General features: G+C 68.3%; 11 protein-coding genes. 8 read left to right on the top strand and 3 right to left on the bottom strand.

Annotated features, from left to right (window positions below; genetic code table 11):
• Positions 1-9: 9 nt before the first annotated feature.
• From ACEVQ6_RS05935 to ACEVQ6_RS05920, 4 genes are all read left to right on the top strand, one after another.
• Positions 10-1,023 (top strand): AAA family ATPase, encoded by a 1,014-nt coding sequence (locus ACEVQ6_RS05935; protein ID WP_374888001.1) that lies wholly within the window; start codon positions 10-12, stop codon positions 1,021-1,023.
• Positions 1,024-1,133: 110 nt separating this feature from the next.
• Positions 1,134-2,054: a DUF58 domain-containing protein gene (locus tag ACEVQ6_RS05930; protein ID WP_374888000.1), complete on the top strand. Its 921-nt coding sequence runs from the start codon at positions 1,134-1,136 to the stop codon at positions 2,052-2,054.
• Positions 2,051-4,861 carry a DUF4159 domain-containing protein gene (locus tag ACEVQ6_RS05925; protein ID WP_374887999.1) on the top strand — a complete coding sequence of 937 codons (2,811 nt, stop codon included), beginning with the start codon at positions 2,051-2,053 and terminating at the stop codon, positions 4,859-4,861. The genes ACEVQ6_RS05930 and ACEVQ6_RS05925 overlap by 4 nt, the downstream gene beginning before the upstream one ends.
• A gap of 13 nt (positions 4,862-4,874) precedes the next feature.
• Positions 4,875-6,932 (top strand): hypothetical protein, encoded by a 2,058-nt coding sequence (locus ACEVQ6_RS05920; RefSeq protein ID WP_374887998.1) that lies wholly within the window; start codon positions 4,875-4,877, stop codon positions 6,930-6,932.
• 7 nt (positions 6,933-6,939) lie between these two features.
• Here ACEVQ6_RS05920 and ACEVQ6_RS05915 read toward each other — a convergent pair whose 3' ends face one another.
• The gene (locus ACEVQ6_RS05915) at positions 6,940-7,440 is read right to left on the bottom strand and encodes a GNAT family N-acetyltransferase (protein WP_374887997.1); all 501 of its coding nucleotides are present in this window, start codon (positions 7,438-7,440) and stop codon (positions 6,940-6,942) included.
• 274 nt (positions 7,441-7,714) lie between these two features.
• Here ACEVQ6_RS05915 and ACEVQ6_RS05910 point away from each other — a divergent pair, with 274 nt between their 5' ends.
• Positions 7,715-8,695 carry a glutathione S-transferase family protein gene (locus ACEVQ6_RS05910; RefSeq protein WP_374887996.1) on the top strand — a complete coding sequence of 327 codons (981 nt, stop codon included), beginning with the start codon at positions 7,715-7,717 and terminating at the stop codon, positions 8,693-8,695.
• 3 nt (positions 8,696-8,698) lie between these two features.
• Here the strand turns inward: ACEVQ6_RS05910 and ACEVQ6_RS05905 are convergent, their stop codons facing one another.
• Positions 8,699-9,187 carry an NUDIX domain-containing protein gene (locus ACEVQ6_RS05905; protein WP_374887995.1) on the bottom strand — a complete coding sequence of 163 codons (489 nt, stop codon included), beginning with the start codon at positions 9,185-9,187 and terminating at the stop codon, positions 8,699-8,701.
• A 179-nt stretch (positions 9,188-9,366) separates the two neighbouring features.
• On the opposite strand from ACEVQ6_RS05905, the gene ACEVQ6_RS05900 reads away from it, so the two are divergent.
• The 3 genes from ACEVQ6_RS05900 (at position 9,367) to ACEVQ6_RS05890 (ending at position 11,933) form a co-directional block, all read left to right on the top strand.
• Entirely contained in the window at positions 9,367-10,266 is a 900-nt protein-coding gene (locus ACEVQ6_RS05900; protein ID WP_374887994.1) for a metallophosphoesterase family protein, read from the top strand.
• Between the two features lie 314 nt (positions 10,267-10,580).
• Positions 10,581-11,099 carry an RNA polymerase sigma factor gene (locus ACEVQ6_RS05895; RefSeq protein ID WP_374888217.1) on the top strand — a complete coding sequence of 173 codons (519 nt, stop codon included), beginning with the start codon at positions 10,581-10,583 and terminating at the stop codon, positions 11,097-11,099.
• 3 nt (positions 11,100-11,102) lie between these two features.
• Positions 11,103-11,933, top strand: a complete 831-nt coding sequence (locus ACEVQ6_RS05890) for an anti-sigma factor family protein (RefSeq protein ID WP_374887993.1) — start codon at positions 11,103-11,105, stop codon at positions 11,931-11,933.
• A 66-nt stretch (positions 11,934-11,999) separates the two neighbouring features.
• Here the strand turns inward: ACEVQ6_RS05890 and leuA are convergent, their stop codons facing one another.
• Positions 12,000-13,712, bottom strand: a complete 1,713-nt coding sequence (gene leuA / locus ACEVQ6_RS05885) for a 2-isopropylmalate synthase (RefSeq protein ID WP_374887992.1) — start codon at positions 13,710-13,712, stop codon at positions 12,000-12,002.
• Positions 13,713-13,764 lie beyond the last annotated feature (52 nt).

The raw sequence follows: 13,764 nt of genomic DNA, 5'->3' as shown, positions 1-13,764 counted from the left end.
AGACGCACGATGAACGTCATGACATCCCCCGACGCGCCTGCGGACGACAAGGCCATCATCGCCGCCGCCGAGAAGGCGCTCGCCGAGATCGCACTTGTCCGGGAGGAGGTCTCCAAGGTGATCTTCGGCCAGGAAAGCGTGGTGGAGCAGACTTTGCTCGCCGTGCTCTCCGGCGGCCATGCGCTGCTCGTCGGCGTTCCGGGCCTTGCCAAGACCAAGCTCGTCACCACGCTCGGCACCGTGCTCGGCCTTCAGTCCAGCCGCATCCAGTTCACCCCCGACCTCATGCCCTCCGACATCCTCGGCTCGGAAGTGATGGACCAGGACGAGACCGGGCGCCGCTCCTTCCGCTTCGTCGCCGGGCCGATCTTCACGCAGCTCCTGATGGCCGACGAGATCAACCGTGCCTCGCCGCGCACCCAGTCGGCGCTTTTGCAGGCGATGCAGGAGTACCACGTCACCGTGGCCGGCCAGCGCAACGACCTGCCCCATCCCTTTCACGTGCTTGCGACGCAGAACCCGCTGGAGCAGGAGGGCACCTATCCGCTCCCCGAGGCCCAGCTCGACCGCTTCCTGATGCAGGTCGACGTGCGCTACCCCGACCGCGACGCCGAGCGCCAGATCCTGCTCGAGACGACCGGCACGCGCGAGACGGAGATCCGCGGCGTGATCGACGCGGAAAAACTCGTCGCCATCCAGAAACTGATCCGGCAGATGCCGGTGAGCGAGACCGTGGTCGACACGATCCTGTCGCTGGTGCGCTCCGCCCGTCCGGGCAACGGCAATGCCGAGACCGACATGCATGTCGCCTGGGGTCCGGGTCCGCGCGCCGGCCAGGCGCTGATGCTCTGCGCCCGTGCCCGCGCGCTCTACGAGGGCAGGCTCGCGCCATCCGTCGACGATATCCTGGCGCTTGCCGAGCCGGTGCTGCAGCACCGCATGGCGCTGACATTCGCGGCACGGGCCGAGGGCATGACGGTGCGCGACGTGATCGCCGGCCTTGTCGGCCGGCAGACGGCCTGAAGGCGACGGTGCGGGCGACCGACAGCCGCCGGATGCCCGGGGAAGACGCTGGTTGCGCGCAGGCCGACCCGTATCGGCCGTGCCTGCCGTGCGCACGCAAAGGAGCATGAATGGCTGCCATCGGGTCGATCGTCGAACAGACGCCTTCGGGAGACCTCCTCCACCGCGCCCAGCAGCGTGCGCTTCTCGTGCCGGATTGCCTGGTCGAGGCCAGGCGCATCGCCAACACCGTGATCAGCGGCTGGCACGGACGGCGCAAGCGCGGCATCGGCGAGAATTTCTGGCAGTTCCGCCCCTACAGCGACGGCGAGAGCCTCTCGCGCATCGACTGGCGCCGTTCGGCGCGCGACGACCACACCTATGTGCGCGACCGCGAATGGGAGGCGGCCCACACGATCTGGCTCTGGGCCGACCTCTCGCCGTCGATGATGTACAAGTCCGTCTACGGCACCGTCTCGAAGGAGAGCCGGGCGCTGGTGCTGATGCTGGCGCTCGCCGAGATCCTCGCACGCTCCGGTGAACGCATCGGATGTCCGGGGGTGATGGAGCCGGTGTCCGCGCGCAACGCCGCCGAGCGGCTGGCGACCGCCATCCTCCACGCGCCGCCCGCGACCGGCCTGCCGGAGACCGGCATGGTGCGCGGATCGAGCGATCTCGTGCTGATCGGCGATTTCCTCGATCCGGCCGAGCGCGTGATGGAGCGGCTCGGGCCGCTCGCGAGGCGCGGTTTTCGCGGCCATGTCGTCGCCGTCGCCGATCCGGCCGAGGAGACCTTTCCCTTTGCCGGGCGCACGGAATTCACCGATCCCGAAACCGGCGAGAAGCTGACCGCAGGGCGGGCCGAGACGCTTCAGGAGGAATACCGGCGCGCCTATGACGCCCGGCGCGACGGACTCGGCGCAGCACTCCGCCATCTCGGCTGGACCTTCATTCCGCATCGGACCGATCATCTCGCCTCCGAGGCGCTCGTTTCCGTGCATGCCCATCTGTCCGGCATGCCGGGCCGGGCCAGCCACGGAGGCCGCCTGTGAGCGCCCTGTCCTTCGCCTTCCTCAATCCCTGGCTTCTCGCCGCGCTCGTGGCGCTGCCGGCGATCTGGTGGCTCTTGAGGCTGACGCCGCCGAAGCCGGTGGTCGAGGTCTTCCCGCCGCTGCGCATTCTCGCCGGCATCGTCAAGCGCGAGGAGACGCCGTCGAAAAGTCCGTGGTGGCTGACGCTGCTGCGCACGCTGATGGCGGCCCTTCTCATCCTGGCGATCGCCGATCCGGTGTTCAATCCGCGCGCCCGCAGCCTTGACGGCAGCGGGCCGCTGGTGATCGCCATCGACAACAGCTGGGCGACGGCCGAGGACTGGGAGCGGCGGGTCGCGACCGCCGAGGCGCTGATTGCGGAGGCCGAGGACACGGGTGTGCCCGTCTCGATCAGCTTCACGGCAGACCGCGAGCACGACGCGACGCCGGCCGCCCCTGAGCTCGCCCGCACCCGGCTCGCCGCCGCCCGCCCGCAGCCGCTGTCGCCCGACCGCGACCGCGCGGTGACGGCCATTGCCGCAGCCCTCGACGGCACGCGCCCCGGAACGCTCGCCTTCCTGACCGACAACATCGCGCCGCTTTCCGGTGACGACCCGGCCATGGCGAAGCTCGCCGCGCTGAACGCCGCCGACCTTCGCATCGTCGAGGCCGAGGCCGACGCGCCGATCGCCTTCAACGGCGCCGCGAACGGTGCCGACGCGATGACGGTGACGGCGACGCGCATCGACAACGATGCCCCGTTGACGACCCCGATCACGGCCTATGACGCCCGCGGCCGCTCGATCGCGACCGGCGCCATCACCTTCGGCGAAGGCGACACCGTCGCCTCGGGGACGCTTGCCGCGCCCTTCGAGCTGCGCAACGATTTCGCCCGCATCGGCCTCGACGGCGCGGCCAATGCCGGCGCCGCGCTGCTGCTCGACGACGGCTTCCGCCGCCGGCGGGTGGCGCTCTTAAGCGGCGAGGCGCGCGACCTGTCGCAGCCGCTGCTGTCGCCGCTCTATTACATCAACCGGGCGCTCTCGCCCTATGCCGATCTCGTCGATCCGAACGAGGCGGACCTTGCCGTCGCCATTCCGAAACTGCTCGAGGACCGGCCCTCGGTGATCATCATGGCCGATATCGGCCGCCTGCCGGAGGAGACCTATCCGCTGATGCGCCGCTGGATCGAGAATGGCGGCACGCTGATCCGCTTCGCCGGCCCGCGGCTCGCGGCCGCCCCCGCCGAGGATCCGCTGGTGCCGGTAACGCTGCGCCAGGGCGAGCGCGCGCTCGGCGGCGCACTCTCCTGGTCCGATCCGCAGCCGCTCGCCGACTATCCGGCCGCAAGCCCCTTTGCCGGCATGCGCAAGCCCGAGGGCATCCTCGTCCGCCGCCAGGTGCTGGCGGAGCCGACCGCCGATCTGCCGGAGCGCACTTGGGCAAGCCTTGCCGACGGCACGCCGCTGGTGACGACCACGACGGAGGGTTCCGGCCGCATCGTGCTCTTCCATGTCAGCGCCGAAGCGACCTGGTCGAACCTGCCGATCTCGGGCGACTTCGTCGAGATGCTGCGCCGGACGGTGCAGCTCTCGCGCGGCGGCGGCGTCGGCAGCACCGAGACCGCGCAGATCCTCAATCCCTATCGCCTGCTCAATGCCGACGGCGTGCTGACCGGCGAGATCGGTGCGGCCCGCCCGCTGGAGATTTCGGCAGGCGCGGTGCCGGCCGCATCGCCGGACAACCCGCCCGGCCTCTACGGCACCGAGGACGGCTTCACCGCGCTGAACCTCCTGCCGGCCGGAACGGAACTGAGACCGCTCGACCGCACCGCGCTCGGCGCCTACCGCGCCGAGCCGCTGATCGGCACCGAGACCTGGTCGCTGAAGCCCTGGCTGTTCACGCTGGCACTCTTCCTGCTGCTCGCCGATTGCCTGATCGTGCTGTTCATGGGCGGCGCCCTTGCCGCGCTTCGCCGTGCGCGGCGCCCGGCGCTGGCGGCACTGGTCATCGGCCTCGCGGCGCTCCCGTTGCTCGACCCCGTGCCGCAGGCCCGCGCCGACGACAGCCGGCCGGGCGACGAAAAGCTGCTGCAGAGCCTCGACAAGACCCATCTCGCCTATGTCGTCACCGGCGATGCCGAGGTCGACCGCATTTCCGAGCGCGGGCTCGCCGGCCTCACCGATTTCCTCACCTACCGCACCACGCTCGAACCCGGCGCTCCGGCGGGCGTCGACATCGCCAGCGACGAGCTCTCCGTCTATCCGATCATCTACTGGGCGATCTCGTCCAGCGCGCCGATGCCCTCTCCCCAGGCGATCAGCCGTATCGACGCCTATATGCGCGCCGGCGGCACCGTGCTCTTCGACACGCGCGACCAGTTCTCGACGCTGAACCTCAGCGGCGCGACCAGCCCGAACACGCAGCGCCTGCAGGACATCCTCGCCAATCTTGACATCCCGCCGCTGGAGCCGGTCCCGGTCGACCATGTTCTGACCAAGGCCTTTTATCTTCTGACGAATTTTCCTGGACGCTTCAACGGCAGCCCGCTCTGGATCGAGGCCCAGCCGGCCAGTGACGAGCAGACGGGACGGCCGGCGCGTTCCGGCGACGGCGTATCGCCGATCATGATCACCGGAAACGACTTCGCCGGCGCCTGGGCGATCGACGCCAATGGCGCCTCTCTTCTGCCGACCGTGCCGCCCGACGAGCTGCAGCGCGAGCATGCCTTCCGCGCCGGCGTCAACATCATGATGTATATGCTCACCGGCAACTACAAGGCCGACCAGGTGCATGTGCCCGCCCTGCTCGAGCGGCTGGGCCAATGAGGCTGAAACGCGCATGACCGTCGCATTCTCCCCGCTCATCCCCTGGAGCGTCCTCGCGCTTCTCGCGCTCGCCGCTCTGCTTTTGGCGGTTCTCGGCCTCTGGCGCGGCATGCGTGGCGCCGTGCTGCGCATGGTGGCGCTCGCCGCGCTCTGCCTGGCGCTCGCCAATCCCGTGCTGCAGCAGGAAGAGCGCCAGCCGCTGCCGACGGTGGTGGCCGTCGTCGTAGACCGCAGCCAGAGCCAGGAGAACGGCGACCGGATCCAGATGACCGACCGGGCGCTGACCGAACTGAAAGAGCGCCTGTCGCGCTTCCCGCAGGTTGAGACGCGCATCGTCGAGGCCGCCGACGATGGCGAGACGGAAGCGCCTTCCACCCGTCTCTTCTCGGCGCTGACGACGGCGCTCGCCGACGTGCCGCCGGCGCGCGTCGGCGGCGCGGTCTTCATCACCGACGGCCAGATCCACGACGTGCCGGAGATCAACCGGCCGCTCGGCTTCGACGCACCGGTGCACGGGCTGATCACCGGCCGCGCCGGTGAATTCGACCGGCGGGTCGAGACGGTCGCGGGTCCCCGCTTCGGCATCGTCGGCGAGGAGCAGACCGTCACCTACCGGGTCATCGACGACGGGCCGGCGCCGGGCGGGGCGGCGGAGGTGACGATCAGCCTCAACGGCGCGGTGATCGCCACCGAGAATGCCGAGCCCGGCGCAGACGTGCCCTTCACCTTCACAGTGCCGCGCGGCGGCAACAACATCCTCGAATTCGCCGCGAGCCCGCTTGCCGGCGAGGTGACCCAGGCGAACAACAGGGCGGTGCGCATCATCGACGGCATCCGCGAGAACCTTCGGGTCCTCTTGGTCTCGGGCGAGCCCCATGCCGGCGAGCGCGCCTGGCGCAATCTGCTGAAATCCGACGCCGCCGTCGATCTCGTGCATTTCACCATCCTGCGGCCGCCGGAAAAGCAGGACGGCACGCCGATCAACGAACTGTCGCTGATCGCCTTCCCGACCCGCGAGCTTTTCGTCGAGAAGGTCAACGAATTCGACCTGATCATCTTCGACCGCTACCAGCATCGCGGCGTGCTGCCGATCATCTACTACGACAACATCGCGCAATATGTCGAAAACGGCGGCGCGCTGCTGATCGCGGCCGGACCGGAACATGCGGGCCAGGACTCGATCGCGACGACGCCGCTCGCCAGCGTGCTGCCCGCCATGCCGACCGGCTATGTCAGCGAGACGGGCTTCTTCCCGCGCCTGTCCGAGGAGGGGCGCAAGCATCCCGTGACGCGCGGGCTCGAGGGGGCTGGGAGCGAACCGCCGGCCTGGGGCCGCTGGTTCCGCAGCATCGACGTCGACCGGCCGCTCGGCCAGACGGTGATGGAGGGGGCCGACGGCAAGCCGCTGCTGGTGCTGAACCGCGTCGGCAAGGGCCGCGTCGCCATGCTTCTTTCCGACCAGGGCTGGCTCTGGGCGCGCGGCGTCGAGGGCGGCGGCCCGAGCGTGTCGCTCTACCGGCGCACCGCCCACTGGCTGATGCAGGAGCCCGCGCTTGAAGAGGAGGCGCTGACGGCCAAGGTGACCGGCCGCACCATCGAAATCTCCCGGCAGACGATCGGCGATGACCCTGGCACGGCAACGCTGACCTCGCCGTCCGACGTCGTCACCGAGGCCCGCCTGGTCGAGGACACGCCGGGGCTCTACAAGGCGGAGGTGCGCTCCACCGAAACCGGCCTGTTCGAGATCGCCAATGGCGATCTCTCGACGCTCGTCCATGTCGGCAGCGTCGATGCGCCGGAGTTCAAGGCGACCGTGTCGACCGAGGAGACGCTGCGCCCCTTCGCCGAGAAGACCAAGGGGCTCGTCACCCGTGTCGCCGATGCCGCAGTGCCGCCGATCCTGCCGGTGCGCGGCAGCGTGCGCGTCGCCGACGACCAGCGCCTGACGATCCGCATGACCGACGAGACCGTGCTGAAGGGCATCGCGTCCTTCCCCCTCTTCGGCGGTTTCGCCGGGCTCGCCGCCGTGCTCCTGATGATCTCGGCGACGTGGTATCGCGAGGGCCGGTGATAACGGCTCAGCCGCGCCAGCGGATGGTCCCGGCGATGCGCTCATGCGTGCCGGGCGCGATCGGCACGACCAGCACCCGGTGCGGATCGACCGGCCCCGGAAACGCGATGGCGTTGAACGCGACTTTCTCGAAGCCGAGAGGCCCGTAATAGGGCGGATCGCCGACGAGGATCACCGCCTCGGAGCCCTTGCGCCGCGCCGCCTCGACGGCGATCCGCACCAGTTCGCGCCCGATGCCCCGGTTCTTGTGCGAGGGGCGCACCGCGAGCGGGCCGAGCAGATGGGCCTTCAGCGTTCCGGCCATCACCGGCGTCATGCGGACGGAGGCGATCGTCTCGCCGTCATCGGCGCAGATGAACGACAGCGCGCGGTCATGCGGGCCCTCCTCGCGGATGCGCGCCGCGGCGCGGGCGAAACGGCCGGGGCCGAATGCCTCCTCGTTGATGAGGTCGATGGCGGCGTCATGGGACGGATCTTCCGTCAGGTAGACGAGATCATGCTTCTTCATGGGAATGCGGAACCGGAACGGGGAAACGGGACGAGCGGCGGCGCACCCGAAAGGGTGGCGTCATCAGCTTCAGCGTCGTCGCAGGTTTCCTGAACGTGTCATCCTGTCCGTCCTCGCGCCTCGTTCGAAGGCTTGCGGCCCGATAGCAGAAATCTCCCGGCCGTCAAAGCCAAAAACGCAGCGTTCAGCATTTCGCGCCTGTCGCGGGCCGCGCGATCGGCTATCTCTAGGCGCAAGCAATGAAACGGGCGGCACGCGCCGCGGGAGAACGATCATGGGCATGCTGGTCGACGGCGTCTGGAAGGATGTCTGGTACGATACGACATCGACGAAGGGACATTTCAAGCGGAGCCAGTCGAGCTTCCGCAACTGGGTGACGGCAGACGGCGAAGCGGGACCGAGCGGCCGCGGCGGCTTCAAGGCCGAGGCGGGACGCTACCATCTCTACGTCTCGCTCGCCTGTCCCTGGGCGCACCGCACGTTGATCTTCCGGGCGCTAAAGGGGCTTGAGGAGATGATCTCCGTCTCCGTGGTCGAGCCCTATATGGGCGCGAACGGCTGGGAGTTCGCCCATGGCGATCCGGACGCCACGGTCGACCCGCTCTTCGGCGCCACGGCGCTGCACCAGATCTACACCCGCGCCGACCCGGCCTATTCCGGCCGCGTCACCGTGCCCGTGCTCTGGGACAAGGCGACCGGCACGATCGTCTCGAACGAATCGGCCGAGATCATCCGCATGTTCAACACCGCCTTTGCCGGCCTGACCGGCGAGACGCCCGATTTCTGCCCGGACGCGCTGCGCGACGAGATCGATGCGGTCAACGGCCGGATCTACGACGCAATCAACAACGGCGTCTACAAGGCCGGCTTCGCGACGACGCAGGCCGCCTACGAGGAAAACGTGCTTGCCCTCTTCGACGCGCTCGACGAGATGGAGGCACGGCTTTCGACGCAGCGCTACCTCGTCGGAGGGCAACTGACGGAGGCTGACTGGCGCTTGTTCACCACACTCGTGCGCTTCGACCCGGTCTATGTCGGCCACTTCAAGTGCAACATCCGCCGGATCGCCGACTATCCGGCGCTGAGCGCCTATCTGCGCGATCTCTACCAGACGCCGGGCGTGGCCCGGACTGTCCACATGCGCCACATCAAGGAGCACTACTATCGCTCGCACGGGACGATCAACCCGACCGGCATCGTGCCCGTCGGCCCGGTGATCGACCTCGACGCGCCGCATGGCCGCGAGACCCTCTGAGCGTCACCAGACGTCCGAGACCGGCGCGCCGGCAAGCTCCGCCAGCCGCCGGCGCGTCGCCGGCGTCACGCCCTCCGGCAGCGCGTCCAGCGGGAAGAAGCCGGCCTCGGCGATCTCGCGATCGGGAGGGCGCGGCGCCGTCTGGCGCACGCCGTCGCAGCGGTAGAAGATCACGTGGTCGCGCGGGCTGGTCAGGCGGTTGAAATAGACCTGCAGCAAGCGCGGCTCGTCGCCGAGGACGAGATTGCCCTCCTCGCGCAATTCCTTCTCCAGCGCCGCGCGCGCCGTCTCTCCGCGCTCGACGCCGCCGCCCGGCATGTGCCAGCCGGGCACATAGCCGTGCCGGACGAGGAAAACGCGGCCCTCCGCATCGAAGCAGGCGGCGCGCACGCCGAGCGTCATGCCCCGCGTCAGGGCGAAGTAACGATGGGCGGCCCGCGTCACCAGCCGTGTGCGCCAGTTGCGCCGCCCGTCCGGGCGCATCTCAGCCATGGCCTTCTTCCTTCCCGTTCCCTGCCCCGCCCTCTTCGCGGAATTCCCCCTGCCGTTCAAGACAGGAACCGCCTTGCAGAAACGACGTCGTGCCGCCGGCGGCAACAGAACGGAAAGCCTGCCCGCGGATTATCCGTAAAGCGATACCGGTATCGAGAAAATTGCGATAGGGAGGCCCCATGTTCAAACTGGCTCATATCTCCGACATTCATCTCGGCCCCCTTCCCCGGCTCTCCTTCCGCGAGCTGGCCTCGAAACGGATCACCGGCTTCCTCAACTGGCATCGCAACCGCCGCCGGCATCTCTTCGGCGACACGCTCGAAACGCTGATGGAGCATATCGAGGCGGCAAGACCCGACCACGTGGCGCTGACAGGCGACCTCGTCAACCTCGCCTCCTCGCGCGAGATCACCACGGCGACGGAATGGCTGCGCGAGGCCGGCCCGGCCGACTGGCTCTCCGTCGTTCCCGGCAATCACGACGCCTATGTGCCGGGCGCCTACGAGAAGACCACTGCCGCGTGGTACGACTACATGCGCGGCGATCTCGGCCCGGCGACATGGGACGACGACATGCATGTCTTTCCCTATGTGCGGGTGCGCGGTCCCGTCGCCCTCGTCGGCTGCTCGACCGCGCTCGCCACGCCGCCCTTCGCCGCCAGCGGCTATTTCGGCCGGCGGCAGGCCCGCGCCACCGTCGAGATGCTGCGCGCCGCCGGCGAAGCGGGCCTCTTCCGCGTCGTGATGATCCATCATCCGCCGATTCGCGGCGCGACCGCGATGCACAAGCGCATGATCGGCATCCGCCGCTTCGCCGCGACGGTCTCGGCCGGGGGCGCTGAACTCGTGCTGCACGGCCACACCCATCTCAACACCGTCCACTGGCTGAAGGGGCAGACCGGCCGCGTGCCGGTCGTCGGCATCGCCTCCGGCTCCCAGTCGCCCGGCGGGCAGAAACCGCCCTCGGCCTACAACCTGTTCCACATCGACGGCGCGCCCGGCCGGTGGTCGCTGCTGCGCGAACGCTATGCGACGCTTGACGACGGCGGCATCGGCCTCGACGAGACGACACGTTTTTAGGCGGGACGGCGAATAAAGCGTAAGCCCCAGACGTTCTCTGCGGAAACGCGCCGTTTCGCGCAGGGAGATGGTGCAAGGACAGGGAGGACGCGACGGGGCGTGCCCGCGGGCGGTGCGAGAAGGCCGCGGCGCCGCATTGCCGGCTGATGGTAAAGTGCCGAAAACTGCCGGGGCACGGGGCTGCGCGCTTGCGGACCCGCACCCAAATGTTTCATATCAACCGGCGTTTGACGACATCCGTGCTAAAAAGGCGGGCGTTTCGGCAACCGTACAGCGAACACGGTACGTATCCGGCACGTTTCATTGGTAGAACCATGCGTCCTGCGGCAGAATCGAGTGATTTTCGACGCGAACTGGTCAGCTTGCTGCCCAAGTTGCGCCGATTCGCCATGACACTGACCCGCAATGCCGCCGACGCCGACGACCTGGTGCAGGAAGCCTGCGAGCGGGCGATCGCCCGCAGCCACTTGTGGAACGGCGAGGGAAGGCTCGAAAGCTGGATCTATGCCATGACGCGGAACCTTTGGATCGACGAGATCCGCAAGAGGAAGGTGCGCACCGGCGCCGGGCTGGTGGACGCCTCCGACCAGACGGACCTTTCGGTCGACGCGACCGGCGAGCAGGCGGTCTTCGCCAACCAGGTGCAGAAGATGGTCCTGACCATGCCGGAGGGTCTTGCCAGCGTCTTCCTGCTCGTCAACGTGGAAGGCCACAGCTACCGCGAAACCGCCGAGATCCTCGGCATACCGATTGGAACGGTCATGAGCCGGCTTTCGACGGCGCGCCTGCGCCTCGCCGCCATGCTCGCAGAAACGACGGAAAGGAGGGCCTGAGGGGTGCAATCCACGCAGGGTCTCGCATTGGAAGTCCGCCTGTCCGCCTATCTCGACGGCGAGGTCAACGAGGCGGAAAAAACCGAACTGGCGCAGATGATCGCGACCGACGAGGACGCGCGGCGGATCTATGAGACATTGCAGGCGGGAAGCGCCTTCGGCAACGCGGCCTTCGAGGATTTTCTCCACGATCCCGTGCCGCTGGCGCTGGTCAGGCGGATCAAGCAGGGACCGGGCATCACCCCGAAGACCGAGCGGGTGACGGCGGCGGTCGCGCGGCCCGTCCGGCGCAAGCTCTGGCCGAAGGCGCTTGCCGCCTCGCTGGCGCTGGTCGCCGCCGGGGGCGTCGCCGGCTTCCTCATCGGCGCGACCCGCGGCGACGGCGCCGGCCCGGCGCAGGTCGCCCAGACGCGCAACTGGCTCGACGACGTCGCCGACTATCACCGCATCTATGCGAGCCAGACCCGCCGCCGCCTCGTCGAGGCGCCTGCGAGCGAAAAGGCCGACATCGAACCCTGGCTCGCCGCCAGCGTCGGCGTCCCCTTCCGCGTCCCCGACCTTTCCGCCCAGGGGCTGACCTTCGAGGGCGCCCGGCTCCTCGTCGCCGCGAGCAAGCCCGTGGCCCAGCTTCTCTACAGGGATGTCGACGGCGAGATCTTCGGCATCTGCTTCGTCAAGTCGGCCGGCGCGGACACGGACGGGATCAGCGAAAGCATCCGCGACGAATTCGCGCTGCTTTCCTGGCGCAGGGCCGGCGCCGCCTATGTCGTCATCGGTCCCTCCTCGGACGTCAAGCTCGAGGCGCTCGCCCGCGCGGTCGAAGCCGAGATCTGAGGCTTCGGCACCCGGGCGCCGCCTGCCTCCCGGACGGGAAGCAGGCGTGACCGGCCGATGGTCGCGTCAGCGGCCGGGCTGCTCCAGCACGCGGTTGGCGGCCGAGACGATCGCCTCCAGCGAGGCGGCGACGATGTTGGTGTTGATGCCGACGCCGAAGAGCCTGCCGCCCGGATGCTCGACCTCGACATAGGCGATCGCCGCCGCGTTCGAGCCGTGCTGCAACGAATGCTCGGAATAGTCGGCGACCGACAAAGGAATGCCGAGATAGATCGACAGCGCGTTGATGAAGCCGTCGATCGGGCCGGTGCCCTTGCCCTCGATGCGCTTCGCCGCGCCCTTGTCGGTGATCTCGGCCGCGACGACCCGGATGCCCTTGTGCTCGGTGCCCGACGGATAGGTGTGGTGATCGACGAATTTCAGCCGCGCGCCCGGCTGTTCTACATAGCGTTCGAGGAAGCGGGCATGGATGCGCTTCGAGGGAACCTCGACGCCTTCCTCGTCGGTGATGCGCTGGATGTCCTCGCGGAACTCGACCTGCAGGTTGCGCGGCAGGTTGATGCCGTAGTCCTCCTGCAGGATATAGGCAATGCCGCCCTTGCCGGACTGCGAGTTGATGCGGATGATCGCCTCGTAGGACCGGCCAACGTCCTGCGGGTCGATCGGCAGGTAGGGAACCTCCCAGAGCGGCGTGTTCGCCTTCTTCAAGGCCTTCATGCCCTTGTTGATCGCATCCTGATGCGAGCCGGAAAAGGCGGTATAGACCAGCTCCCCGACGTAAGGGTGGCGCTCGGGGATCGTCATCTCGTTCGAATATTCGTAGACGGCCTTGATCCGCTCGATGTCGGAGCAGTCGAGGCCGGGATCGACGCCTTGCGTGTACATGTTCAGCGCCAGCGTCACGACGTCGACATTGCCGGTGCGCTCGCCATTGCCGAACAGCGTGCCCTCGACGCGGTCGGCGCCGGCCATCAGCGCCAGTTCGGTCGCGGCGATGCCGGTGCCGCGGTCGTTGTGCGGATGCAGCGAGACGATGACGTTCTCGCGATTGTCGATGTTGCGGCACATCCACTCGATCTGGTCGGCATAGACGTTCGGCGTCGCCATCTCGACGGTGGACGGCAGGTTGAGGATCAGCTTGTTGTCGGGCGTCGGCCGGATGATCTCGACGACGGCGTTGCAGATCTCCAGCGCCACCTCGAGCTCGGTGCCGGTGAAGCTTTCCGGCGAATATTCGAAGCGGAAGCCGCCGCCGGCCTTTTCTGCCATGTCGGCGATCATCTTGGCCGCGTCAGTGGCGATCTGCTTGATGCCGGCGACGTCCTTGGCGAAGACGACGCGGCGCTGCAATTCCGAGGTCGAGTTGTAGAAATGCACGATCGGCCGCTTCGCGCCCTCCAGCGCCTCGAAGGTTCGGGTGATCAGTTCCGGCCGGCACTGGACGAGGACCTGCAGCGACAGGTCGTCCGGCACGTTGCCTTCGGTCACACACCAGCGGGCGAAGTCGAAATCGGTCTGGGAGGCCGAGGGAAAGCCGATCTCGATCTCCTTGAAGCCCATGTCGATCAGCAACTGGAACATGCGCGCCTTGCGGTCATGCCCCATCGGATTGACGAGCGACTGGTTGCCGTCGCGCAGGTCGACGGAGCACCAGATCGGCGCCTTCTCGATGGTGCGGCCCGGCCAGGTGCGGTCCGGCAGGGTGATCGGCTGGAAGGGGTGGTACTTACGGGCCGCCTCGGGCATGCCCTGCTTCACGGTGTGGGATTTCACGATCATCGCGTCACGTCTTTCGGTCTTGCCCGTCGGCCTCGCGAGATACCCGATCGCC

This window comes from Ensifer soli (assembly GCF_041928815.1).
In the GTDB taxonomy this organism is placed as follows: domain Bacteria; phylum Pseudomonadota; class Alphaproteobacteria; order Rhizobiales; family Rhizobiaceae; genus JBHFEI01.
The sequence above is the reverse complement of the archived record's forward strand: the minus strand, read 5'-3'. Positions and strand labels throughout refer to the sequence as shown.